Below are 22646 nucleotides of genomic sequence, written 5' to 3'. Positions count from 1 at the left end.
ACCCGCGTCGAGCCTGCTGCCAACCCGGGCCGCGTCGCGCGAATCCCCGGTTTCGGCCACCTGCCGGCTCGGCGGGCAGCGGCTCGGAACGCGGGTTTTTTCGGGCCTTGTCGCGTTCGGTTGACATCGGCGGTTGTCCGCCCGAATTTCCCGCCGACCATCTTGGAGGTATTCGTGATTCCGAAGCGCCTTATCGTTTGTTGTCTGGTTCTGCTCGCCGTCATGGGCTGTGGTCACTCGGAGGACGAGTGGCAAGCGCAGCTCGCCAAGTACGGGCAGCTCGACAAGAATTTCCAGGGCGAGAAAGCCGAGCACGCAAAGGCTCGCGCCGAGCTCGATCTGGCACAGAAGCGGGCTGCCGAGTTGGCCTCTCAGCTGAAGAAGATGGGCGTCGACATCGATCAGCTCAACATGGCGCTCGAGAAGACGGGCACCGAGAAGGCGCAGCTCGCCGCCAACCTCGAGGAGCTGAAGAAGGCCCTCGCCGAATACAAGGCGCGCGCGGACCAGCTGGAGCGAATCAAACAACGCTTCGAGCTCTTGCGCGACAAACTCAAGAAGCTGACGACCTTGGGTCTCAAGGTCGAGGTTCGCCGCAACCGCATGGTCATTCGCCTGCCCGGCGACGTGCTATTTGCCTCGGGCAAAGACGACCTGAAGGACGAAGGCGAGAAGGTCCTGCAAGCGGTGGCCGATGTCATTCGCAGCGACGAACAGCTCAAGAAGCGCTTCTTCCAGGTGGCTGGCCACACCGACAACAAACCCCTCAAGGGCGGTCAGTTCGGAGACAACTGGGGACTGAGTGTCATGCGCGCCCGTCGGGTCCTGCTCTTCCTCGTGGCGTCGACGGACGCCAAGGGCGGCGGCGGCGGCCTCGACGCAAATCGTCTACACGCCGCCGGCTACGGGGAGACTGACCCGGTCGCCGACAACACCAACGATCCAGGTCGGCTCGCGAACCGCCGGGTCGAGCTGGTGATCATGCCGGACATCGAGGAGATGCTCGACCTCAAGACCCTGATTTGACCGCAATATTGCTGTCTGCGCTCCAGGGGCACCCAAGCCCCAGGGGTCGCCTGAAACTCTCGGCGGCCCCCGGGCGTAGACAGCTCTGTGGTCGCTTTCGCCTGAGATGTCCCTGCAGGGTAGCGCCGTCAGTTACGCCGTTGCCCTGTTCGGAACGGGCTCGTCCGTGAGTGAAGCCCCCCGCTCCGCTCCGTCGCTCGAGGCGCTGATGGAGCGGTACGTGGACGGCGACAGTGCGGCCTTCGAGCCCCTCTACCAGCTCGCCGCCCCAAAACTCTTCGGTTATCTGTTTCGCCTGACGCGCAACCGGGAGCGAGCGGAGGACCTGTTGCAAGTTACCTTTGCCAAGGTGCATCGGGCGCGCAGCAGTTATCTGCGGGGCGCGCCGCTGCTACCCTGGTTGATCGCCATCGCTCGCCGCTCCTTCCTGGACGAGCGCCGGTCGGCGCAAGTGCGGCCGGAGGACTTGAGCCGCGACGGCTCTTTGCCCGAGCCGCGCGGCGACGATGACGCGCTCGGAGACGACGTGGCCGAGGCGCTCGAGCGTGCGCTCGACTCGTTGCCGGAGGCCTATCGAGAGGCCATCGTCATGACGAAGATCACTGGCCTGTCGCTGACCGAGGCGGCAGAGATCCTGGGCGCGACGCCCACCGCGCTCAAACTGAGAGTGCACCGAGGTTATGTCCAACTTCGTGAGCGACTCGATCAATTCAAACGCCGATGACCCCCACGACCGACGACCTACCCGAACTGCAGTGGCGCGACCCGCCGCCGCCAAGCGCCAGCGTATCGACGGCGATCAAACAGGCGTGCGCTCGTGACCTCGACAAAGGCAAAGGGCCCTCCGCCTCGCGCCGCGCTGCACTGTCCGTGCTGGTATCGGGGGCGGTGGTCGCGACCATGCTGGCAATGGGGCTGGCCCAGAAACCTCTGGACGCGACGCTGAAGGTCGCGCTGTTTGCGGCGTTGGGTTGGGGCGTCGTTCACTCGTTGGTGCTCACCCTCGGCCTCGCGCGGCCCCCGGGTAGACGCGGCTCGTGGGTCGTGCGCTGGGCTCTGGCCCTCGGGTTGCCCGTCCTCTTCTTTGCATACCTCACGCTGTCCGCGCAGACGGAGCTCCCGTTCGCACGCTTCGTCGAAGAGGACTCTCACGCCCCCATCTGCGGTCTGTTCACGCTGTTGTTCGGTGCGGTCGCGGCGGGCGGCACTCTCTTCGCGTGGCGTCGCACCGACCCGCTGACGCCAGGCTTGTCCGGTGCACTGGCGGGTCTATGCGGCGGGCTCGCCGCGGCCACGGGCATTGGCCTCGGCTGCGCCAGTCACGAGGCGTGGCATCTGTGGTTGGCGCACGGCACGGTGCTCTTGGTGTTCGTCGCGGTCGGGTGGTTCGTCGGTCGCAAGTGGCTCGCGCCTTGACCGCCAAGCCCGCCGCCAGCAAAGGTTCCGGTTCATTGCGCTTGCTGCTCATGCTGGTGCTCTTGGGCCTGGCGGTGATGTGGTACGGGCGCCGCGCGTCGGGTCCCGAGACCGGGATTGTCGCGCAAGATTTCTCGCTGCCCGTGGTGTCCGGCGGTGACGGGCAGGTAGTGCTCTCGTCGCTTCGCGGGAGCCCGGTGCTCATCGAGGTAGTCGCCACCTGGTGCGGGGTTTGTCGACGTTCTGCCCCGACGTTGGCCGCCGCTTCGCGTCTCACTCGCAAGCGTGCCGTGCGGTTCGTCGCCGTCAGTGTAGACGACCAAGAATCCGACGCGCGGTTGCTCGCGCGCGACTGGAACATCCCGTACGAGGTCGTGCACGACGACGGTCATTTCGCCAAGAGCTATGGGATCACGCTACTGCCGACCTTCGTGGTGATCGACGCAGACGGACGAATTGCCCACGTTTCGAGCGGCGCTCCGGGGCCCGACGACGTCGAAGAATGGCTGGCTGAGGTCGGCGCCGAGAGGCTCTGAGTCAGGCTCTGCGTCCGGTCAGTGACCGGCGCTCGGCTCCGGCGCTGCCGAGCCGGACGGTGCGGGCGCGGGTGCGGGGGTCGGGGTCGGCTGGTCGGCGCCACGGCCGCTCACTTTCCACTGGGCCGCGTCTTGTTCGAGCGTGTAGATCACGGTCTGGTTGCCGGCGGCTCCGCCGAGCGAGACCACTCGGACCTTCGCGCTCCCCGGGCCGCGCGACAAAAGCGCCGCGGTCGCCAGCGCTTTGTCCTCGACGGATTTCTTCTTGGCGTCGCAGCCCGCAGAGTCCTTTTCGCACTCGCTCTGAGCTTTTTGCAGCTCGTCGGCGATCGGACCCTTGGCGAGCTCCAGTGCTCCCTTGAAGTCGTACGAATTCCAGCGCTGTTGCAGCTCCAGCGCTGCATCCTTCGGGTCACGCGAGAGCTCTGCGGTGGAGACATCGCGGGGCTTGCGGGTCTGGGCCGGGTGGGCGTTGCAGGCAAAACGCGCGGAGCCCCACATGAGCAACGTCGCGCCCGCCATCACGCCGAGCATGATCATGGTCTGCCGGCTCGGGGCCGCGATGTCCTTCTCGGGCGGCAGCACGGGTTTGCTGGGCGGAGGTCGCTTGCGCTTGCGGTCTGCTGCGCGCGACTCGGCCTTGGCGGGTTTGGCGGGTTTGGCGGACTTCTTCTTCGCCGGCGGCGGAGCTTCTTCGTCCTCGTCGTCGCCGTCCTCGTCGTCGCCGTCGTCGTCCTCGGTCTCGTCGTCCTCGGTCTCGTCAGCCTCGGTCTCGTCGTCCTCGGTCTCGTCAGCCTCGGTCTCGTCAGCCTCGGTCTCGTCAGCCTCGGTCTCGTCAGCCTCGGTCTCGTCAGCCTCGTCGGCCTCGGTGTCCGGGGGCTTGCCGTCCTTCTCGTCCGCCATGGGGCACGAAGCATCTACGGACCCGAGGCCTCGCGCAACCGGATTCCATGCTTCGAATCAAGGGAATTTCGGCTGACATATCCATGCCTTGTGCCTCGGCATCACAGAAATTCGGAAACCGCCAGCCTGTTGTCGCCGATAGCGGCGAGAAATGCCCACTCCGCGCCTCCTCCTCGTCGTCTCGCTCGGGTTGATGCTGATCGGTTGCAAAGGCGCCGCGCCGCTGCCACCCAAAGCGCTCGAGCTCAACCGGGCGGGTGTCGAGGCGCTCGAGACCGGAGATCTGGAGACAGCCGACGCCCGTTTTGCCTTGGCCCTCGAGTACAACCCCCGCTTCGTCGAAGCACTGGTGAACATGGGTTTGGTCGAGCTGCAGCGCGGCAACTTCCGTCGCGCACGTCAGCTCCTGGGTCGAGCGCGCCGCATGAACCCCGACGTTGCCCAGCCGCACCATGGCCTTGGCGTGCTGGCCGAGCGTGAGCAGCGCCCCGACCTTGCCGCCAAACACTACGACGAAGCTCTGCGAGTCGACCCCGGATTTGCGCCTGCGCGGGCCAACCTCGCGCGGCTGTTCTTCGAGGCCGGCAACTACGAGCACGCCCGCGTACAGTTCAAGCGGCTGACGGAGGTTGCTCCGGAAGAGCCCAGTGGCTACGTGGGGCTCGCAGAGACCCTGCTCCACCTGGGTCGCCAGGCCGAAGCTGAAGCAGCGGTCGAGGTCGGGGTCAAACGCTTTCCGGACTCGGCCGCCCTATCGATCCTCGCCGCGCGCGGTATGTTGCGGCGCGGTCAGATCGACGCGGCTGTCGAGCTGCTCACTCCCATCGCGCGCTCGCGAGACGATCTCGCCGTGTCTGCGCTCGGGTGGCTCGCGACTGCGGAGCTGGCCAGGGGCCGAATACGCCACGCCATCGGGGCCGCGAAGCGGGCGCTCGCGCTCGATCCGCGCGATTCGGTTTCCGTCTATGTGATGGCTGCCGCGCTGAGGAAGCTCGACGACCCGAGCGCGGGGGCCTGGGCCAAACGCGCAGAACAGCTGGCCCCTGGCAGCGTCGCGAAAGTGGACGACCAACAGCCGTGAGTCGGGCGGTCCCCGCGAGTACTCCGCCGAGGTCCGCCCGCGGCCAATTGGTCTATGCTTCGCCGGCTTGTCGACGACCGAACCCCAAGCGAGCCCTCAGACTCACGTGCCCTTGGGCAGGTCGAGATCGATGTGGGCGCTCGCGCGGTTCACCGATGAGACGCTGCGGGCGCGCACCGGCGCGCAACTCGGCAAACTCGCCTCGCTGTTGATCACGGTCGGTTTTGCCATTGCCCTGCCGTTTGCTGCGCGCGGTTCGGCAGGTGATGCGAGTGACATCGTGGTCATCGCGGCGCTCCGCTGGCTGACCTGGGTCGCGGCTTCTGCGATCGCGCTTTCGGCCGTCGGAGCTCGCGATGATTCCGCCCCGGCCCGCGAGCTCGCGCTCGCCCGTGGCCATTCGAGCGTGGCCTTTGCGCTCGCCGAGTCGATCGCGGCCGGGCGTCGAGTGCTCTGGGTCGTCGGCACTCCGGCGTGTCTCTTGGGGCTTCTGGCAGTTGGGTGCTCGCGCAGCCTGGCGTTGGTCGGCGTGCGTTTGTTGTTGTTGCTCGGTGCGCTTGCCTATGTCGTCGCGCTGGCCCTGCTCGTAGCGGTGTTGGCTCGCGTCTCTCGCGATGTTGCACCGACCCGGCCGCGCACGGCGCTGCTTCTGCTGGTGGTGTTGCCGCACCTGGTGCATGGGATTTTCCCGCGCGTCCCGAGTGTCCCCGCGTTCTCGAGCTTCCTGTTGCATCACCTGTCCGGGCTGGGGGCCATCATCCAATGACACTGCTCGCGCTCGACGGTGTGTTCTCCGGTCCGCTGCAGGGAGCCAGTCTCGGCGTCGAATCGGGGCTGACCGTGGTGCTCGCCACGCCCGAAGACGGGGGCGCCGAGCTGCCACCGCTCTTTGCCGGGCTCGTCGTGCCTCGCCGCGGACGCGTGCGAGTCGCCGAGGTCGACCCCGCAGGTTCTCCAGAGACGCGCGCACGACTCGGAGTGGTATTGGCCGACGAGCCCAGCCCGCCTGCCCGCACGCTGCTCGACGTGGTCCGGCAGGCGCTTGGTTTGCGCAAGAGTGCGGAAGATCCCGCGGCGCTCCTGGCCCGGCATGGTCTGAGCGCGTTCGCTTCGACTGCGCCAGCGAAAGTTGGTCCGTCGGTTCGGCGTCAGCTCGCCTGGGCGCTGGCGCTGGCGGTGGAAAGGCCGCTCGGACTCATCGTGTACGAGCCGCTCGCGCTGGGTGATGGCGCGTCTCGCGAGCGACTCTGCGGAGAGCTCACGGCACGCGCCGAATCCGGCGTCCCGGTGCTGGTGATCACGGCCAGCCCTCGTGATGCATCCGCCCTCGGTGGGAGTGTGGTGTTGCTCGACCGCGGGCGCTTCGTGCGGCGTCCCGGTGTGCCGCTGGCCACCGAGCTGGCTCCAGGCGCCGTCGCGGCGTTCAGACTCCGCACTCCGAACGCTCGAGCGCTGGCCAGCGCGCTCGTCACTGATGGCGCGGTCTCTGGCATCGATTGGGACGATCGCGCCGGCAGTGACGAGCTGCGTGTCCGCGGTGAGAACGCGGATCGACTCGCGCTGGCCGTGCTCACTCACACAAAGACGGTTGGGGCCCGCCTCACCGCCATTCAACCCGAGCTACCCGCTCTCGAGGTGGTCCGGGCAGCGACTCGAGGGCTCTGGCAGGCGGCGTACGAGGGGGCGCATCGCAGCGCGACAGCCCACGCAATCGAGCGTGCAGCGGCACCGACGGGGCAACAATCGGTGTCGCCGGCGGCCACGCCATCGGCTCCACCACCACCGCCGGCATCTACGCCACCATCGCCTTCGACTGCATCACCGGAGACGAAGGCCAACTCCACTCCGCCAGAAGGAGACCCGCCCGCTTGAGCGCGTTGCTTGCCGGTGCGCGTCTGGTGCGGCTCAGGCTCTGGGGCTTGGCCAGCTTTGCGGGTGTTTGCGCCGCCCTCGTCTGCGTAGCGTTGGGGGCTTTGTACGAGCGTCGCACGGGCTCGCTCGTGGCGACGGATCGGGCATTGACCGGCGTTGCTCTCGGGCTCGTCTTGCCGTTGCTCGCCCATGGCGCGGTGTCGCGTGCGCTGGGAGGCGCCGCTTTCCAAGCCGCGCTGACCGATCTGGCTCGTCACGGGGCAAATCGGCGGACTTCGGCCGCTGGAGTGATGTCGGCACTGGCCTTTGCCTTGGGCTTGGCCGGCGCGCTCATTGCAGCTCTCGCGGTGTTCGTCACGCGTGCACCGGCGGATCCTCAGCTCGTGCGAGATCTGGCGACCAGCAGCTGGATCGGCGCGCTCGCGGGCGCTGCCTACGCCACATGGTTCTGCCTTGGCGCGACCTTCGGCAAGCGCGGAGGCGGACGCGGTGCGTTCCTGGTGCTCGATTGGATCGTCGGGGCGGGAGCCGGAGCCGGCGCGCTCTTCTGGCCCCGGGGACACGTGCGGAACTTGCTCGGTGCCGAGCCCGTGCTCGGCATGCCCGAGTGGTCCGCGACCCTCGCACTCTCGAGCCTTGCCGTGATCTACTCGCTGCTCACGCTCTGGCGCCTGCGGCGCTGACTCACTCGCCGCAACCAGGCGGTAGGTCGAGCAAGCCGTCGGGTGCACGGAAGTCGGTGCCTTCGGAGCAGACGTCCTCCGGCGCACTCGCGTAGTGCTTCAGGTAGAACTCGCGGAAGGCGGTCGGGTCGAAACACTCGGCGCGCAGGTTGAACCCCCAAGCACTCGCTCCCCAGCGCACGTCCAGAAGTGGATCGGGTACCAAGAGAACGCGGCGCCCCTCCGGGCAGCTCGGATCGACGGGCAGTTCGTTCAGGAACTGCTTGGCGCGAGCCACGTCATCCGCGCATCCATCTGGGCAGTTGTAGCTGATCACGACTGCCCCGTGCTCGAGGTTGTGGACCCAGAACCCGCGCGGCAACGGCGCGTCGTAGATGCCGTGCGCGGCCCAGGTTCCGTAGTGGTTCCCCGAAGAGGGCGGATTGGAGGCGTAGCTGACCGGCGAACAATTGGGCAGGTGAGCGGCGCCCTCGATCGCGCGCGCTCGAGTCTCGGCGCGGCACTCCGAGTCCGACGGGACCGACAAGTCCGTGACGCCGCCACAGTCGAACAGCAGCGCGAACAGGAGCGGTGTTGGAAACCGGCGACGCAGACTCAAGGCGCGCAAGTCTGCCCTGACCCGTGTGGGTTTGGTACGAGTTCCCTCGTGGAATGTTGTCGGTCGGGCATCGCGGCGGTTGCGAAGCGAAAGCCGGCGCAAGAAGCGGGCCGGGCGAAGCGCGTGACCCCGCAAATTTCACGACAAATGCTCGTGGAGCGGGGCTTTTGCCGTGTCCTCCGCGGCGCCGCCGCCGAGCAGCTCCAGCTCCACCGCCGAGAGCTGGTCCGATCGCGCGCGGCGCGCTAGGCTCCCGCCGCCGTGAGGGGCATCATCCTTCAATCCGAGAGCTTCGAGGCGCTCGCGTTGCAGATGGAGGTCGGTGGAGACGAGCAAGAGCTCGAGCTGCCGTGCTCCGACGGGCTCAAAGACGGAGAGTGGGTGCTCACCACTTTCTGTGTGGGGGCCGAGTCCACTGCAGTCGCGGCCTGCGTCGTCGATCGTGGCGATGGCCTACGAATGGCCTTCACCGATCGAGACTGGTCACGCCTGTGGCAATTCGCCAATTCGATGGAGCCGCCGACGATCCCGCCGCCGAGCATGCCGTTGCCGGTGTTCGAGATCAAAGCGCCCGCGGACGCCAGCGTACTGATCGTGGACGACGACAGCGATCTGCAGAACGTGGTCTGCGCGATGCTGCGCTCGGCCGGGTTTCAAGCGGTGGCGGTGTCGAGCGCCGAGGAGGCATTCGACAGCCTGCGCGAGTCGCGCCCGGATCTGATGGTCCTCGATTGGAACCTCCCGGGTATGAGCGGCGTCGAGTTCTGTCGGCGCTTGCGCAAAGAGGCTCGCCTCAGCCGACTGCCGGTGTTGTTCCTGACCGCGCACTCTTCCACTGGCGACATCGTCGAGGCGTTTGCGGCCGGCGCGGACGACTTCGTGAGCAAACCCTTCCGCGCGCCCGAGCTCGCAGCCCGAGTCCTCGGCTTGATCCGACGCGCCCAGATGCCGCCGCCCTCGACGCGCGGCGGCGCGAGCCAGAGTTTTCCCGGGTCCTGAGCCGCGCCGTTACTGCTGCTCGCGGAACGCCTCGGCCGGCCGCAGGCGCGCCGCGTACATCGCGGGCCAGACGGTCGCCGCGAGGCAAACAATCACTGCGAACACCCCGACCATGGTGAACTCGAGGGGCTTCACCTGTACGGGCAAGCGCGAGATGAAATACACCTTCGCGTCCAACGGGAAGCCGTAGATCAGGAGCCCCTTGCAGAATAGGAGTCCCAGCCCGAGCCCAATCGACGCACCGATCAGGCCGATGATCGCGCCTTGATACAAGAACGCGCGCAGCAGATCACGGTCACTCGCGCCCATCGCCTTCATCACGGCGATCTCCTTCTTCTTGTCGAGCACCACCATGATCAGCGTCGCGACGACGGTGAACGCGGCGACGACGATGATGAGCGCCAAGACCAGGCTCATCAAGATCTGCTGAATCCGGAGCGCCGTGAACAGGCCGTGGTTCAGCTCCTCCCAATCCATGGTGTGGTAAATGCCATCCGCGAGGCGTTCGTCGAGCAGGCGGGCGACGTCGCGGGCTTGTTCGATGTCCGCCACCTTCATTTCGATGCCGGTAACGCTGTCCCCCGAGTCACCGAAGACCTGCGCCTCGTACAGATCCGTGTAAACGAGCTTCGAGTCGTACTGATCGAAGCCCGCGTCGAACACCGCGATCACCCGGAATTGTTTGGCCACCGGCGCCAGCACTGCACCGTGGGAATAGGCATAACCGACGGTGGGCGAGGTGACTTGAACGCACGAACCGAGCTGGAGCTTCAGGTTCTCCTTCAGTGTCTTGCCGACGATGATCCCGGGGAGGCGCTTGACGGACTCCGGGTCGCGGCACGGATCGGGGTCGACATCCGCCGGAAGGAAGTCGTCGTCGGGCAGCTCACTGACGAAACCGCCGTCCGGCTCGATGGCTCCGATCGGGGCGCCTCCGTCCGGTGAGAGGTCGACCTCGTCCTCGTCCGTCTCACCGTCGAGCTCGTCGCCGGTCTTCGCAGCGACTCCGGCGTCGGGCCGCACGCCTCGAGGCGCGACGGAGGCATCGGCGCCTGCGTCCGCCGCCGGCGAATCGTCCGGCAGCGCGACCTCTTTTTCCATCTCTAGCAAGAGCGGGTTCTTGCCGCCGTCGACTCCGCTCTTTTTGGGCAGAGGAGTCGGGTCGTCGAACAAACTCTTTCTGCGCCGATCGGGTGGCTTGGCACTCGTCAGGCGCAGGCCTTCGACCGAGCCCTCGACGATGTGACGCGGAAGATCGAGCACCGTTGGCATCCGAACGGGATCGACGCCCTTGAGCAGCACACCGGTCGCGGTCTTCTCGCCGTGAGTGACCATCATGGGGTTGATGACGAAGGGCGCGATGCCCGTGATGCCCGGCACGTCCTCGACCTTCTTGATCACCTCGCGGTATTCACGAAAATCGCTCGAGTACTTCAGGATCAAGACGTGGGCGTTGACACCCAGGACCTTCTCGCGAAATTCCGCTCGGAACCCGCCGGTGACGCTCATCACCGTGGCCAACGCCGCTACTCCGAGGGCGACACCCAGCACGGCGAACACGGTGCCCACGGACACGAACGCCCGCTTCTTCGAGCGCATGTAGCGGACAGCGAGCTCGAGCGGGAATCCCATACTGGCGGCTGATGTAGCAGACGGTGCGCGGTGTAAGACAGCTCAAACTACGCGCGCATTCCCCGGTGCTTTTGCCACTCTGCTCCGGGCCGCATCGGAAATGACCTCCAGCCGAGCCATGCGGGGGGCGGTCATTGCCCGGATGAACCCCTGACCAGTGAGGCCAAAGCACCGGCCTGCCCTCATCAACCCGCGAAAAGTGGAGTAAGATTGGGCTCTAGCGTAACTTTCTGGAACTAGCCCCACGATGACCGAGGGCCGCGACAAAAGAGTGCCGAACGCCGTGGTGGAAGCCGCGACGGCACCGCCCAATTCACCGACTGGGGATCTCCCTCAACCGGCGCCGCTGAAGCTCGTGACGATGGTGACCTCGTCGATGGTCGACATCGAGTTCGAGACCAGCCAGGTCACCCGTGTTCCCTCCGAGAAAGAGCGCTCGGATCCGTACATCGGCTCGACGATCGATGGTCGCTACCGAGTCGAGCGCATCCTCGGCGAAGGCGGCATGGGGGTCGTCTATCGCTGCATTCACACCATCATCGGCAAGAAGGTCGCGATGAAGGTGCTGCGTGCCGATCTCGCGCGCGACAAGGAGGTGACCGAGCGCTTCCTGAACGAGGCGCGTTCGGCTTCCGCGATCGGCAACGAGCACATCATCGACATCAGTGATTTCGGTCTGCTCCCGGACGGTTCCACCTATTTCGTGATGGAGTTCCTCGAGGGGGACGCGCTCACCAAGATCGTCGAGGGCGGCACTCCGGTGCCCGTGCCGCGGCTGATTCACATCGCCAAACAGCTGGCGGAGGGTCTGGCCGCCGCCCACAGGGCTGGGATCGTGCATCGCGATCTCAAGCCGGACAACATTCACCTCATCGATCGCGGTGGCGAGAAGGACTTCGTCAAGATCCTCGATTTTGGCATCGCCAAGGTGTCGTCCAGCACGGAGGGGCGGCTCACTCGCGCGGGTGCAGTGTTCGGGACACCGCACTACATGGCGCCGGAGCAGGCGGCCGGTGCGCCCGTCGACCACCGCGGAGACATCTATTCGTACGGCGTGATCTTGTACGAGCTCGCGAGCGGCAAGGTGCCGTTCGACGCCGACAACTTCATGGGGATCTTGACCCAGCACATGTACAAGGCGCCGGTGCCGATCCGGGCCTTGGTGCCGGAGCCCCAGGCGGTACCGCCGGGTCTCGAGGCCATTGTGCTCAAGTGCCTGTCGAAGCGGCCCGAGCAGCGCTACCAATCGATGGAGGAGCTGCTCGCCGACCTCGACAAACACCGCACGGGTGACATCCCCGCGGCGGTGCCGGAAATGATGAACCGCTCGGGTGGGTTCAACGTTCCGGCTGACTACTTCAAGACCGGCGCCCAGGCGGGCATGCCGGCAATGATGCCGGCGTCGCCCCTCGAGCTCGGCGTGGTTCGCTCGAGGTGGCCGCTGTTCGCGGGCGTGGCCGGAGTGCTCACGGCCGTCGGGATCGTGATCGGGATCTTCGCGTTCGGCTCGAACAGCACGGCCCAGTCGGGTACTACCGCCTCGGTCGAACCCGCGCCACCGCCGCCGCCGTCCGCGATCCCCACGCCGCCGGCGAAGCCAACGAAGAAACAGGTCGTGCTGGCCATCGAACCCATCGATGCCGAGGTCTTCTTGGGCAAAGAAAGCCTGGGTGAGAGCCCGGTCGTCATGTCGCTCGACCCCGACGAAAAGCGCGAGGTCACGATCAAACGGGACGGCTTCCGACCAAGGACCATCAGCGTGGACACCAGTGAGCCCAAGCTGTCGGTCAAGCTCGTGCGAATTCCCGGGGCTCGTTACATCCCCCCGGTAAAGAAGAAGCCGGAAGAGAAGAAGCCGGTCACAAAGCCGGGTGGCAAGACGGGCGGCGGAGATCCTGCAATCGTCGACCCGTGGAAGTAATGCCGAGAACCGTGCTCGCGTCGTCCCGCCAATCCGGGAGCGCCGAGTGACCGAGGAGCTCGACCGAGTCCTCAGAGCTTCGATTCCCGCTGCCGTGCGCGGGCTCTGCCAGCGCCTGCGCGACGCGAAGCACCGGTCGTGGGTCGTTGGTGGCTGTGTTCGTGATCAAGTGCTTGCGTCGAAGCGTGGCGGGGTCGATGACGGACTTCGCAACGATTGGGACGTTGCCACGGACGCACGGCCCGAGCAGGTGATGCAGCTGTTTCGCCGCGTGATCCCCACGGGTATCAAACACGGCACCGTCACCGTCTTGATCGACGATGTCGGTTACGAGGTCACCACACTGCGCGGGGAGACGACTTACTCCGATGGGCGCCGTCCGGACTCGGTGTTCTTCGTCGACGACATCGTGGCGGACCTGGCGCGCCGTGACTTCACCATCAATGCCATGGCCTACGATCCGCTCGAAGAGGCGTTGATCGACCCATTCGACGGCATGGCGGATCTGGCCCGGGGTGTGCTGCGGGCGGTGGGCGACCCCGCGGCGCGCTTCGCGGAAGATGGGCTCAGGGTGCTTCGCGCTGCGCGTTTCGTCGCCACGCTCGAGGTCGAGATCGAACCCGGGACGGCGCGCGCCATCGAGCCGTCGTTGGCGAGTTACGCCAAGGTGAGCCCAGAGCGCATCCGCGACGAGTGGTTGAAGGCCATGAAGGCCCGCCGTCCCAGCCGTGCGTTCGAGGTGATGAGAGAGCACGGCATGCTGGGGATCTCGGCGCCCGAGCTGCTCGAGTCCGTCGGGTGCGAGCAGAACCGCTACCATGAGTTCGACGTCTGGGGTCATGCCATGGCCTGCCTCGATGCGTGCCCGCCGAGCCCGGTGCTCCGGGTCGCTGGCCTCTTGCACGACGTCGGTAAACCGCGCTCGCGCGCCTTCAGCGACAAGACCAACGACTACACGTTCTACGAGCACGAGCGCATCGGGGCAGAGATGGCCGAGCCGATGCTGTCGCGTCTGCGTTTTTCGAACGACGAACGCGCGCGCATCGTAGACCTCGTGCGCCACCACCTGATCTGTTACGACGAGTCCTGGTCGGACGCGGCGGTTCGCCGCTGGATCAAGCGTGTGGGCATCGATCTGCTCGCGGACCTCTACGAGCTCAACCGCGCGGACGTGCTCGGGAAGGGCCGCGACGCGAGCGGCGACCTGGACCGGCTCGCGGGGCTGAAGGAGCGGGTGGCTGCCATCATGGCTGCGGGGACCGCCATCTCGACGCGGGATCTGGCCGTCACGGGGCACGACTTGATGAACGAGGTCGGGGTTGCGCCCGGGCCCTTGCTCGGAAAGATCCTGGCCACGCTGCTCGACGAGGTGATCGAGGCGCCCGAGCTCAATTCGAGGGAGCCGCTGCTCGAGCGGGCGCGCCAGCTCGTCGATGGGGAGGAGTTGCGATGACCCGACGTGAGAGCATGTTTCGCCGAGGCAGGCTGCTTCTTCCCCTCGTGTTTGCCGTCGCGGGCTGTGGCAGCGACGACGACGCCGTCGCGGGCAAACCGCTGGCCATCCCCGAGGGCTGTAACCCCATCGCCGCCGACTGGGATTGCATGCTGCCGTTTCCGTCCGATCACTATCGGAGCGCGGACGAGTCACTCCCCGGACAGCACCGGCTGGTGCTCTCGGACGCGGTGAAACCGAAGAGCATCGACGGAGTGAAGGTCGACCTGACGACGCTGCACCCGGCCGATGGTTTCTCCCCCGGTTCCCAGATCTTGTTGTACCTGCCGGGCGGAGTGGACTCCTCGGGGCTCGTGTTCCACGACGGCGACATCGACAAGTCGCTCGCCGCCGGAAACTCCACGCTGCTCATCGACGCCGAGTCGGGCGCCGCGGTCCCCCACTTCGCGGAGACCGACCCGCGGGCGGACGACGACTCCGATCGCGGGCTCGTGATTCGCCCGCTCGTTCGCCTCGCCGATCAGCACCGTTACGTCGTCGCCGTGCAGAAGCTCGACGACGCCAGCGGTGCGCCGCACTCGCCGCCCGAGGCGTTTCGCCGCATTCGAGACAAAAAGACCGCGGGTGACCCGCTGCTCGGCCCGCTCGGCAAGCGTTACGAAAAGCAGATCTTTCCGGTGCTCGCCCAGGCCGGGGTGAACCGAGGTGATTTGCTCCTGGCCTGGGACTTCACGACGCGGACCGAGGAGAACGCCATCGGTGACATGCTGGCGGTGCGTGAGCACATGCTGGGGGTGCTGAAGCAGCCGCTCACGTTTCAGGTAACCAGCCAGAAGGACGCGGTCAGCGAGCACATCTGGCGCCAGATCGAGGGGAGCGTGAAGGTGCCCCTCTTTCTGGAGAAGGACGCGCCGTATGCGCGGCTGTTCCGCGATGGCGCGGGCAAGGTCGTGCCGAACGGCGAGGTCGACGTGCCCTTCAGTGTGATCATTCCGCCCAGCGTCGGGAATCGCCCGGCGGGCTCAGCACCCGCCCGGCTGCTGCAATACGGGCACGGATTCTTCGGTACCCGCGCCGAAGCGGAGGGACATCCGGCGGAGCTCGCGGATGAAAAGGGCTTTGTCGTGCTCGCGGCCAACTGGGTGGGCATGAGCGATGAAGATCGCATCAAGGTCACCGATGCCCTGATCGGCGACACCAGCAACATCATGCTGTTCACCGACCGCCTGCACCAGGCGATGGCGAACTTCATCGCGGTCGGAGCGCTTGCGCAGGGTGAGCTGGCGAAACGACCGGAGCTCATGACCCCCGCCGGGCCGGCGTACGACCCGAGCACCCTCTATTTCCACGGCAACAGCCTGGGTCACATCCTAGGCTCGAGCTACGTGGCGCTCTCGCCGAGCATCGAGCGCGCCGCGCTCGGGGTCGGGGGCGCCGATTTCTCGTTCATGATGTTCCGCGCCCAGCCCTTCGCGCTGTTCTTGCTGCTGATGGGCAACGTGCTCCCGAGCAAGCTGGATCAGCTGCGGCTGAGCTTCATGACGCAGCTCTCCTTCGACCGCATCGACCCGATCATGTACGCGCCGCGCTTGCTCTCGAACACGTTTGCGGGCTCCCCTGCCGCACGCCGGGTGCTCCTGCACTCGGGCATCGGAGATCCTGCGGTTCCTCCGCTGTCCGCGGAGCTACAGGCTCGCAGCCTCGGTGTCCCACAGGTGTCGCCGGCGCCGCGCCCGATCTGGGGCATCACGCCGGTCGCAGGGTTGATCGACGGCTCGGCCTTCGCCGAGTTCGACTTCAAGATCCAGCCACAGCCCGGCTACGAGGCGATCCCTCCGGTGGCGCAGAACGAGGTGCACGAAGGGGTTCGCCGACTCGCCTCCGCGCGTGAGCAGATCAGCCGCTTCCTGAAGCCAGGCGGCAAGGTCGAGCCGACCTGCGATGGCGTGTGTGATCCGGAGTGAGCGTCGTGCTCGCCGCCGCTACGGCCCCGCACGGCGGCGCTTTCGGCCGCGTGAAAGGCCTCGGCCGCTGGTAGTTCGAATCCCTCGAAGCGACGAGTTTCGTTGCCGTCAAGGTCAACGTCGGTGAAGCTCCGCGCTCGCTTGCGCACTCCTTACGCTCTCCCCCCGCGCGCTGGTGGTTCCTCGTCTCCGCAAAGAGGTTGTCATGGCAAGTACTGCCCGGACGAGGCACCCGTGTCCCGGCCATCCACCTCACCTTCGGCGCCGAACGCAGGCCTGGCAACGAGCCAGCGAAACCGATTGCTCGATACGCGCCCCTCGGCCGGAGGCCGAGCCCTGGGATCACGTGAGCAGTCTTGCCATGATCAGATCGCGATCCGCCACTGAGACCGGAGTGCGAGAACCGGCCGGGACCGGCGGCGGCTGTTTCGACAGTGCGGAAGCGTCGCGTGGCGTTCGCTGTCGTCAACGGAGTGAGAACTAGGGACACCCCCTAGCTGCTGGTTGCCGGCTTCGGCGCGCCGAAGATGCTGGCCGCGCGCTTCTTTTCCTTCTCGCGGCTGGCGCGTTTGTCGCTCCAGGTCGGGATCACCAGACGGTCGCGCGGGGGCAGCGGCTCACCAGCGATGGCCGCCGAGATTTCCTGCGAGTCGAGCGTCTCACGCTCCAGCAGCGCCTCCGCCAGGCGGTCGAGTTTGTCTCGGTTGTCCGTGAGCACCTTGAGCGCCAGCTTGTGCTGTGCGTCGATGATCCGGCGTAGCTCGTGGTCGATGGCCTTGGCGGTGTCCTCGGAGTAGTCCTCGCGCCGCGTCGTCATCTCGCGGCCCAAGAACACACTCTCCTCGTTCTCGCCGTAGGTGACCGGGCCGAGCGCATCGGTCATGCCGAGCTCACACACCATGGCTCGGGCCAGGCGGGTCGCCCTCCGGATGTCGTCCTGGGCCCCGGTGGTGATCTCGTTGAACACGATCTCTTCGGCGGAGCGCCCGCCGAGCGCCATTGCGATGCGAGCCAACGTTTGTTTGCTCGTCATCAAGTGGCGGTCCTCGGTCGGCAGAAACTGGGTGACACCCAGGGCCGCGCCGCGGGGAATGATGCTGACTTTGTGGACCGAGTCGTTGCCCTCGACCAGCTTGCCGACGAGGGTGTGTCCGGCCTCGTGCCAGGCCGCGGTCCGGCGCTCCTGTTCACTCATCACCATGCTGCGCCGCTCGCTGCCCATGAGGACCTTGTCCTTGGCGAGCTCGAAGTCCTGCATCGCAACGGCCTCTTTGTCCTGGCGAGCTGCGAGCAGGGCAGCCTCGTTGACCAGGTTCTCGAGATCGGCGCCGACGAATCCGGGGGTGCCGGCGGCAAGGATTCCGAGCTGCACGTCCGTCGACAGCGGCACCTTCTTGGTGTGCACGGCGAGAATGCCCTCGCGCCCGCGGACGTCGGGACGAGGCACGATGATGCGGCGGTCGAAGCGGCCGGGCCGCAAAATTGCTGGGTCGAGCACGTCGGGCCGGTTGGTCGCGGCGATGATGATCACGCCTTCATTCGACTCGAAGCCGTCCATCTCGACGAGCAGCTGATTCAGGGTCTGCTCGCGCTCGTCGTGACCGCCGCCGAGCCCCGCGCCGCGATGACGGCCGACGGCGTCGATCTCGTCGATGAAGATGATGCAGGGAGCGTGTTTTTTGCCCTGCTCGAACAGGTCGCGGACACGGCTGGCGCCGACACCCACGAACATCTCGACGAAGTCGGAGCCCGAGATGCTGAAGAAGGGCACCCCGGCCTCGCCGGCGATGGCGCGGGCGAGCAACGTCTTGCCCGTGCCGGGCGGTCCCATCATCAAGACGCCTTTGGGGATGCGCCCGCCGAGCTTCTGGAATTTTTTGGGATCCTTCAGGAACGCGATGATCTCTTCGACCTCGTCCTTGGCCTCGTCGATGCCCGCGACGTCCGCGAACGTGACCTTGTTCTGTGATTCGTTCAACAGGCGCGCGCGGCTCTTGCCAAAGCTCATGGCTTTGCCGCCGCCCGCCTGGAGCTGGCGCATGAACAGGTAGAACAGCACCAGCAAGAACAGCATCGGCAGCAGGATCGTCAGCGTCGTCGTCAGGAACGGATTCGACTCGTCCTTCTGGTACGTGATGCGCACGTCCTGCTTCAGGAGCTCGGCCGCGATTTCGTCGCCGGACGGGCCGACGCTGATGCCCCGCTCGACGGGTCCCTTCGAGGTGGGGTTCTTGATCTGGAAGACGTACTCGCGATCCTTGATCTCGACGGCCTCGACGTGGCGCTGATCTTTGGGTGCCTTCACGAGCGCGATGAACTCGCTGAACGGCATGGGCTGCTTCTGCGGCCCCTCGGGGCTCAGGAACTGCCAGATGGCCAGAAACGCGACGATGAGGACGACCCAGAGCAGAAGGGTCTTGTGGGGCTGTTTCACTTAGCGACCTCGAAACGCGAGAGCGACGAATGGGAGACCGGAGCGGTCCGCGGGTGTGGCGGGCCCCCGAGAGGGCCGAGAGTTACAAGCATACGATTGCCAGAAGGGTCCGTCGATTTGGACGTGAGAAGAACCGATCGGTATCAGCCGTTCGGCCCGGTGAGATGTGAATTAATCACTTTTCCTTCGGATGGCAGCCCCTCTTCGGGTCGCCGGGACGACATGGGGGAGCCCGCTCGCGGGATCGAGGCGGATGGCCCGCCCACCGGGCAGCCAGATCTCCGCCTGGATATCGCGGTTTTTCAGCAGCTGGCGCAACGACTGGGACTGCGCGCGCCCGAGCCGGACGGGGGCGCCGTCGGGAGCGGTCAGAAAGGGCGGCTCGGGGTCGCCCAGCTGGTCCGCGAGAGCGTTCAAGTGGTCGACCACTCGAGGCGAGAGCGACTCGAGGAGTGGCAACAGCTCCCGCCGGACGCGGGTCCGAAGAAAGCGGGGGTTTTCGTTGCTCGGATCGGTGGCAACCGCGAGGCGGTGGCGTGCGACGTGGGCCTGCACATCCGTGCGGCGCGCACGGACCAATGGGCGGAGCAGGTCGCCGTCTCTCAGCGGAAGCACCGAGAGCCCCCGCGGTCCGGCACCGCGCAGGAGTCGCAAGAGCACCGTCTCGGCCCGGTCGTCGGCGTGGTGTCCCGTCGCGATCAGACTGGCGCCGACCTGCCCCGCCGCCGCACGCAGCGCCGCGTAGCGCAGTGTGCGCGCGCGAGCCATCAGATTGCCTCCTTTTTCGACTCGCACCTGGGTCCGGTCGAACGGCACCGAGCTCTGACGAGCGAGGGCCTCGGCCAGGTCGAGCTCGGCTCGTGCCTCCGGGCGGGTGCCGTGGTCCACGCCGTGCGCGAAGAGCTCGAGCTGCATGCGTTCTCTCAGCCGACAGAGGACGTGCAACATGGCCTGAGAATCCGGCCCGCCGGAGACGGCGACCAGGATACGGGACTGCGGTGATAGCTCGCCCTCTGCCGCGAGCGCGCGCTCCACGATTTTCGCCAGCGTCGGCGGATGCGACCGCCGAGCGCGGGTCATGCGAGCTCGAACTCCTTGCAGAACTCGAGCGTCGAGACCTGCGCCAGCTGCACGGCGTGATGTGGACCGGTCGGATAACCGTTGGCGCAAGCGTGTCGATCGGCGACGAAGTGGGCGCAGTCCTCGCACGAGAACTTGAGCGAGTGGAGCGCTGCCTCCCTTCGGAGCTGCTCGTCCACGCGGGTGATCACGCCAGTTAGTCCGCGCAGCGGAGCAACGCCCAGCCGCCGGTGGAGTCGCCGGAGGCCAGCGCCGACCTCGACACCCACGTCACGGCGACACGGTCGCGCGCAGCCGCGATGGCGATGTGGGAGCCATCGAAGGTGGTGAGGTTGTTGGGGCCGAGTGAGACCGGGAAGTCTGCCGACACGGCGGGTTTTGCGGAGATGCTGCCGTTGGCGCCGCTCAGCGAGTGCACGGTGATGCCGCCGGAGCGGCCTTGAGCTATCAGCAGGTGGTCGCGTAAGACCGTCATTGCGCCACCGAGCACCGAGCCTTCGCCGACGACGAACGAGGCCTTCGGGTTGACCGTGTTGTTGATGAACTCCGCCGGCTGAATGGTCATGCCGGCGCCGGCGGGCACGCCCGCGGCGACCCGGGTGTTCCAGGCAGTGATCGCCGCCCACTGGGCCTGCGGCATTTGAAACGTGCCCTTCTCGTCCAGTGTGTCACTGGTGCGGGGGCCGACACTCACGACGGTCTTGCTCAGGCTCGGCACGGGCGCCAGGAACGCCCGCACCTGGGGGCTGGTTGCTACCTGGGCAAAGGCGATGTCCTCGTCACCAAAGGGCCGTGCGATCGGCACGACGGTCTTGAAGCCGGGTCCCGCCAGCACGACCCGCTCCACCACCGACGCGGTAGCACCGGTGGTCTTCACCCGATAGATGAGCTCCCACTCGCCGTCCGCCGCCGCCGGCGCAATCGGGCTTCCCTGAGCCATCTTCAGCTCCTCGAATGCGCCGTTGCGTGGCCCCGACGCCTGTTCCACGGCGCCCTTCGAGGTGAACGGGATGAACACGGCGCCCGCGCCCTTGCCGCAGTCCGGCAGGCTGGTGGTCATCATGCCAAAGCCATTGGAGAACGCGATGCCAACGCCGTCGGTTGGGTTCTTGTTCGCGCAGCCACCGAGGTCGAAGACCTGTGGTGCCGCGAGCTCACCGTTGTCCTTGAGGAACGAGAGCACGCCGCGCAGGCTGCCGCCGTCTTGATCGCGGTACCCGATCACGAAGCCGTCATCGGTGGCGGTGATCGCGGGGCCAGACAGCGTTGCGGTCGCCGAGATCGGCGGCGGTAGCTTGCCGACCTTGTCGATGACCAGGCTGCAGCCGCCCGGATCCGGCACCGCGGGTTGTTTGCAGGCGCCCGACTGGCAAGTCGTCGGCGGGAAACACCCTCCGCCCTTGAGCAGCTGGCAGCTGCACTTTGCTTCCGCCCCGTCTTCCTGGGTCGACCAATCACAAGCGGCGATCTTCACGCCGCTGATCGTCTCCAGGTCGGCGACGGTGCATCCGTACCCGATCACGGTGCAGTCCTTGTCGCGGAGCATCACCGCGAAACCGAACTTCGATTGAGGCAGATCACCGACCTCGGGCAGACCCTTGTCGGCCGCGACGGTCCAGGTGTCTTTCGCCTCGCGGGTGTCTCCGGCTGCGAGAATGTCGTCTGCTGGACAGTCGTTGGGGAAGACGGCGAACTGCACGAAATCGGCGGCTTCGCGGAACGAAGTGCCGCTCCCCGCACAGGCATCGAGCAGCTCGATGGTCACGCTGCGCTGTTTCGCACACGACGACGACAGTGCCAGGCCAAGAACAAGTGTGAGGGCGACGGAGCCCGCTTTCCTCATGATTCAGTCCATCTGTACGCGGCGGGCTGTCGTCTGCCCAGAAACGATCGTCACACCGAGTGACTTCTTCACCGAGCCACGGCGCAAACCGACGCCATGGTTGCCGGCCGGCAGTGTGGCCCGGACGACGGGCGAGGGGCCCAAATTCCTGCCTCCGGCCGTGACCGAGTCACAGCCGGGCACACACATGACGGTCAAGAATCCGGGCTCGCCCTTGCCGGTTGCTGGAGGGGTCGGAGTGACGGCCACCTTCGGTGTGGGGGTCTTGGGGGTCGGAGTAGGAGTCGGGGTCGTTCCGACTGGAGTCTTGGGTTTCGCGGTCGCGCCTTCCTTGGGCAGGCTCTCGGGGTTCAGCGTCTCGGTGGTCCCCGTCGGGGCCGCGGTGGGGATCTGCACCACGGCCACGGTCGGGGTCGGCACGGCGGTCGGCGTCGGCGACAGCGTGGGTGTTGGCAGCGGCATCGCCGTGATGCCCGGTTGCACCGTTCGCTCCTTGGGTGAGTCCGTGATTCGGATGACGACCAGCGCCGTGAGTGTCAGCGCGATGAGCGTGGTCGCCGCGGCGATGACGGCAATCAGAACACTCGAGCGCTGCTGCTGCGCCTCGGTCTGTAGCGGAGGACCCTGGGTCTGTTGCGCGTAGACCGGGTAGTTCAGCTGCTGCCCGGGCATCAGCATTGCCGGCGCGGAGTGTTCGGAATGCAGCAACGTCGGAGCCACGACGATGGCGTCATCCGGGCTTGGGGCGGGCTGCCGGCTCTTTGCCGGTTCGTGCACGGTGCTGATGGTGTGGGACTCTTCTTCGATGTCCATCACCGTCGTCACGAGGTCTTCGTCCTCGCCGCCGTAGTCGTGCATGATCCCGGAGCTGGCGCCGCCGGGTGATTCGGAGGTGAAGCTGGGCAGGGCGGACGTGACGGGCGGAGCGGGCGGGCCGAGCCCGAGCATCGTCGGCTTCGGGGGAGCTCCGGCCGCAGGCGGCGGCGCGGCCCTGGGCGAAGAGCCCATCGGGCTGACCACCCGGGTCTTCGCCAGCTCGTCGTCCTCTTCCGGTTCGAGCAAATCTTCAGTGCCGGTTTGACTCGTGGTCTCGAATTTCGGCAGCGGTCGAGGCGCTGCGGGAGCACCCGGTAGCGGGCGTGGTGCCGGTGGTAGCGGTGCTGGGCGTGGTAACGGCGCAGGGACGGCCCGGGCGTGCGAAGCCG

At 66.7% G+C, this 22646-nt stretch carries 21 protein-coding genes and 1 pseudogene; 15 read left to right on the top strand and 7 right to left on the bottom strand.

Annotation, left to right across the window (positions count from 1 at the left end; translation table 11 throughout):
* Positions 1-222 precede the first annotated feature (222 nt).
* The 9 genes and pseudogenes from IPI67_32600 to IPI67_32560 all read left to right on the top strand — a co-directional run bounded on the left by IPI67_32600 (position 223) and on the right by IPI67_32560 (position 7517).
* Positions 223-1026: an OmpA family protein gene (locus IPI67_32600; GenBank protein MBK7584917.1), complete on the top strand. Its 804-nt coding sequence runs from the start codon at positions 223-225 to the stop codon at positions 1024-1026.
* A gap of 106 nt (positions 1027-1132) precedes the next feature.
* Positions 1133-1750: an RNA polymerase sigma factor gene (locus tag IPI67_32595; GenBank protein ID MBK7584916.1), complete on the top strand. Its 618-nt coding sequence runs from the start codon at positions 1133-1135 to the stop codon at positions 1748-1750.
* Positions 1747-2442 carry a DUF1109 family protein gene (locus IPI67_32590; protein ID MBK7584915.1) on the top strand — a complete coding sequence of 232 codons (696 nt, stop codon included), beginning with the start codon at positions 1747-1749 and terminating at the stop codon, positions 2440-2442. The genes IPI67_32595 and IPI67_32590 overlap by 4 nt, the downstream gene beginning before the upstream one ends.
* Positions 2427-2978 (top strand): TlpA family protein disulfide reductase, encoded by a 552-nt coding sequence (locus IPI67_32585; protein MBK7584914.1) that lies wholly within the window; start codon positions 2427-2429, stop codon positions 2976-2978. The genes IPI67_32590 and IPI67_32585 overlap by 16 nt, the downstream gene beginning before the upstream one ends.
* Before the next feature lie 21 nt (positions 2979-2999).
* A pseudogene (locus IPI67_32580) lies at positions 3000-3836 on the top strand (hypothetical protein).
* 196 nt (positions 3837-4032) lie between these two features.
* The gene (locus tag IPI67_32575) at positions 4033-4962 is read left to right on the top strand and encodes a tetratricopeptide repeat protein (protein ID MBK7584913.1); all 930 of its coding nucleotides are present in this window, start codon (positions 4033-4035) and stop codon (positions 4960-4962) included.
* 67 nt (positions 4963-5029) lie between these two features.
* Positions 5030-5728, top strand: a complete 699-nt coding sequence (locus IPI67_32570) for a hypothetical protein (protein ID MBK7584912.1) — start codon at positions 5030-5032, stop codon at positions 5726-5728.
* Entirely contained in the window at positions 5725-6834 is a 1110-nt protein-coding gene (locus IPI67_32565; protein ID MBK7584911.1) for a hypothetical protein, read from the top strand. The genes IPI67_32570 and IPI67_32565 overlap by 4 nt, the downstream gene beginning before the upstream one ends.
* The gene (locus tag IPI67_32560) at positions 6831-7517 is read left to right on the top strand and encodes a hypothetical protein (GenBank protein ID MBK7584910.1); all 687 of its coding nucleotides are present in this window, start codon (positions 6831-6833) and stop codon (positions 7515-7517) included. Before IPI67_32565 ends, IPI67_32560 begins: the two co-directional genes overlap by 4 nt.
* Before the next feature lies 1 nt (position 7518).
* Here the strand turns inward: IPI67_32560 and IPI67_32555 are convergent, their stop codons facing one another.
* Positions 7519-8115, bottom strand: a complete 597-nt coding sequence (locus IPI67_32555; GenBank protein ID MBK7584909.1) for a DUF3105 domain-containing protein — start codon at positions 8113-8115, stop codon at positions 7519-7521.
* 261 nt (positions 8116-8376) lie between these two features.
* On the opposite strand from IPI67_32555, the gene IPI67_32550 reads away from it, so the two are divergent.
* The gene (locus IPI67_32550) at positions 8377-9114 is read left to right on the top strand and encodes a response regulator (GenBank protein MBK7584908.1); all 738 of its coding nucleotides are present in this window, start codon (positions 8377-8379) and stop codon (positions 9112-9114) included.
* A gap of 9 nt (positions 9115-9123) precedes the next feature.
* Here the strand turns inward: IPI67_32550 and IPI67_32545 are convergent, their stop codons facing one another.
* Entirely contained in the window at positions 9124-10746 is a 1623-nt protein-coding gene (locus IPI67_32545; protein ID MBK7584907.1) for an ABC transporter permease, read from the bottom strand.
* 247 nt (positions 10747-10993) lie between these two features.
* Between IPI67_32545 and IPI67_32540 the strand changes: the two genes are divergently transcribed.
* From IPI67_32540 to IPI67_32530, 3 genes are read left to right on the top strand one after another with little or no spacing between them, the layout of a single operon-like run.
* On the top strand, positions 10994-12667 hold the full coding sequence (locus IPI67_32540) for a serine/threonine protein kinase (GenBank protein MBK7584906.1): 1674 nt from the start codon (positions 10994-10996) through the stop codon (positions 12665-12667).
* 46 nt (positions 12668-12713) lie between these two features.
* Positions 12714-14120: an HD domain-containing protein gene (locus IPI67_32535; protein MBK7584905.1), complete on the top strand. Its 1407-nt coding sequence runs from the start codon at positions 12714-12716 to the stop codon at positions 14118-14120.
* Positions 14117-16084 (top strand): hypothetical protein, encoded by a 1968-nt coding sequence (locus IPI67_32530; protein ID MBK7584904.1) that lies wholly within the window; start codon positions 14117-14119, stop codon positions 16082-16084. The genes IPI67_32535 and IPI67_32530 overlap by 4 nt, the downstream gene beginning before the upstream one ends.
* A 493-nt stretch (positions 16085-16577) precedes the next feature.
* Here the strand turns inward: IPI67_32530 and ftsH are convergent, their stop codons facing one another.
* The 5 genes from ftsH to IPI67_32505 all read right to left on the bottom strand — a co-directional run bounded on the left by ftsH (position 16578) and on the right by IPI67_32505 (position 21614).
* Complete coding sequence (gene ftsH, locus IPI67_32525) at positions 16578-18518, bottom strand: ATP-dependent zinc metalloprotease FtsH (protein MBK7584903.1); 1941 nt, start codon at positions 18516-18518, stop codon at positions 16578-16580.
* Positions 18519-18689: 171 nt separating this feature from the next.
* Positions 18690-19598 (bottom strand): tRNA lysidine(34) synthetase TilS, encoded by a 909-nt coding sequence (gene tilS, locus IPI67_32520; GenBank protein ID MBK7584902.1) that lies wholly within the window; start codon positions 19596-19598, stop codon positions 18690-18692.
* Positions 19595-19789: a hypothetical protein gene (locus tag IPI67_32515; protein MBK7584901.1), complete on the bottom strand. Its 195-nt coding sequence runs from the start codon at positions 19787-19789 to the stop codon at positions 19595-19597. The genes tilS and IPI67_32515 overlap by 4 nt, the downstream gene beginning before the upstream one ends.
* A 5-nt stretch (positions 19790-19794) precedes the next feature.
* Positions 19795-21441: a hypothetical protein gene (locus IPI67_32510; GenBank protein MBK7584900.1), complete on the bottom strand. Its 1647-nt coding sequence runs from the start codon at positions 21439-21441 to the stop codon at positions 19795-19797.
* Between the two features lie 68 nt (positions 21442-21509).
* On the bottom strand, positions 21510-21614 hold the full coding sequence (locus IPI67_32505) for a hypothetical protein (GenBank protein MBK7584899.1): 105 nt from the start codon (positions 21612-21614) through the stop codon (positions 21510-21512).
* A 65-nt stretch (positions 21615-21679) separates the two neighbouring features.
* On the opposite strand from IPI67_32505, the gene IPI67_32500 reads away from it, so the two are divergent.
* Positions 21680-22084 carry a hypothetical protein gene (locus IPI67_32500; protein MBK7584898.1) on the top strand — a complete coding sequence of 135 codons (405 nt, stop codon included), beginning with the start codon at positions 21680-21682 and terminating at the stop codon, positions 22082-22084.
* Positions 22085-22297: 213 nt separating this feature from the next.
* Complete coding sequence (locus IPI67_32495; protein MBK7584897.1) at positions 22298-22522, top strand: hypothetical protein; 225 nt, start codon at positions 22298-22300, stop codon at positions 22520-22522.
* Positions 22523-22646 lie beyond the last annotated feature (124 nt).

Source organism: Myxococcales bacterium (assembly GCA_016706225.1).
Classification (GTDB): domain Bacteria; phylum Myxococcota_A; class Polyangia; order Polyangiales; family Polyangiaceae; genus JADJKB01.
The sequence above is the reverse complement of the archived record's forward strand: the minus strand, read 5'-3'. Positions and strand labels throughout refer to the sequence as shown.

Coding starts and splice junctions, on each gene's coding strand:
- IPI67_32495 (MBK7584897.1), top strand. CDS start 22,298: ATGATCCCGGAGCTGGCGCCGCCGGGTGATTCGGAGGTGAAGCTGGGC.
- IPI67_32545 (MBK7584907.1), bottom strand. CDS start 10,746: ATGGGATTCCCGCTCGAGCTCGCTGTCCGCTACATGCGCTCGAAGAAG.
- IPI67_32565 (MBK7584911.1), top strand. CDS start 5,725: ATGACACTGCTCGCGCTCGACGGTGTGTTCTCCGGTCCGCTGCAGGGA.
- IPI67_32595 (MBK7584916.1), top strand. CDS start 1,133: ATGTCCCTGCAGGGTAGCGCCGTCAGTTACGCCGTTGCCCTGTTCGGA.
- IPI67_32600 (MBK7584917.1), top strand. CDS start 223: ATGGGCTGTGGTCACTCGGAGGACGAGTGGCAAGCGCAGCTCGCCAAG.
- tilS (MBK7584902.1), bottom strand. CDS start 19,598: ATGACCCGCGCTCGGCGGTCGCATCCGCCGACGCTGGCGAAAATCGTG.
- IPI67_32510 (MBK7584900.1), bottom strand. CDS start 21,441: ATGAGGAAAGCGGGCTCCGTCGCCCTCACACTTGTTCTTGGCCTGGCA.
- IPI67_32590 (MBK7584915.1), top strand. CDS start 1,747: ATGACCCCCACGACCGACGACCTACCCGAACTGCAGTGGCGCGACCCG.
- IPI67_32575 (MBK7584913.1), top strand. CDS start 4,033: ATGCCCACTCCGCGCCTCCTCCTCGTCGTCTCGCTCGGGTTGATGCTG.
- IPI67_32540 (MBK7584906.1), top strand. CDS start 10,994: ATGACCGAGGGCCGCGACAAAAGAGTGCCGAACGCCGTGGTGGAAGCC.
- IPI67_32530 (MBK7584904.1), top strand. CDS start 14,117: ATGACCCGACGTGAGAGCATGTTTCGCCGAGGCAGGCTGCTTCTTCCC.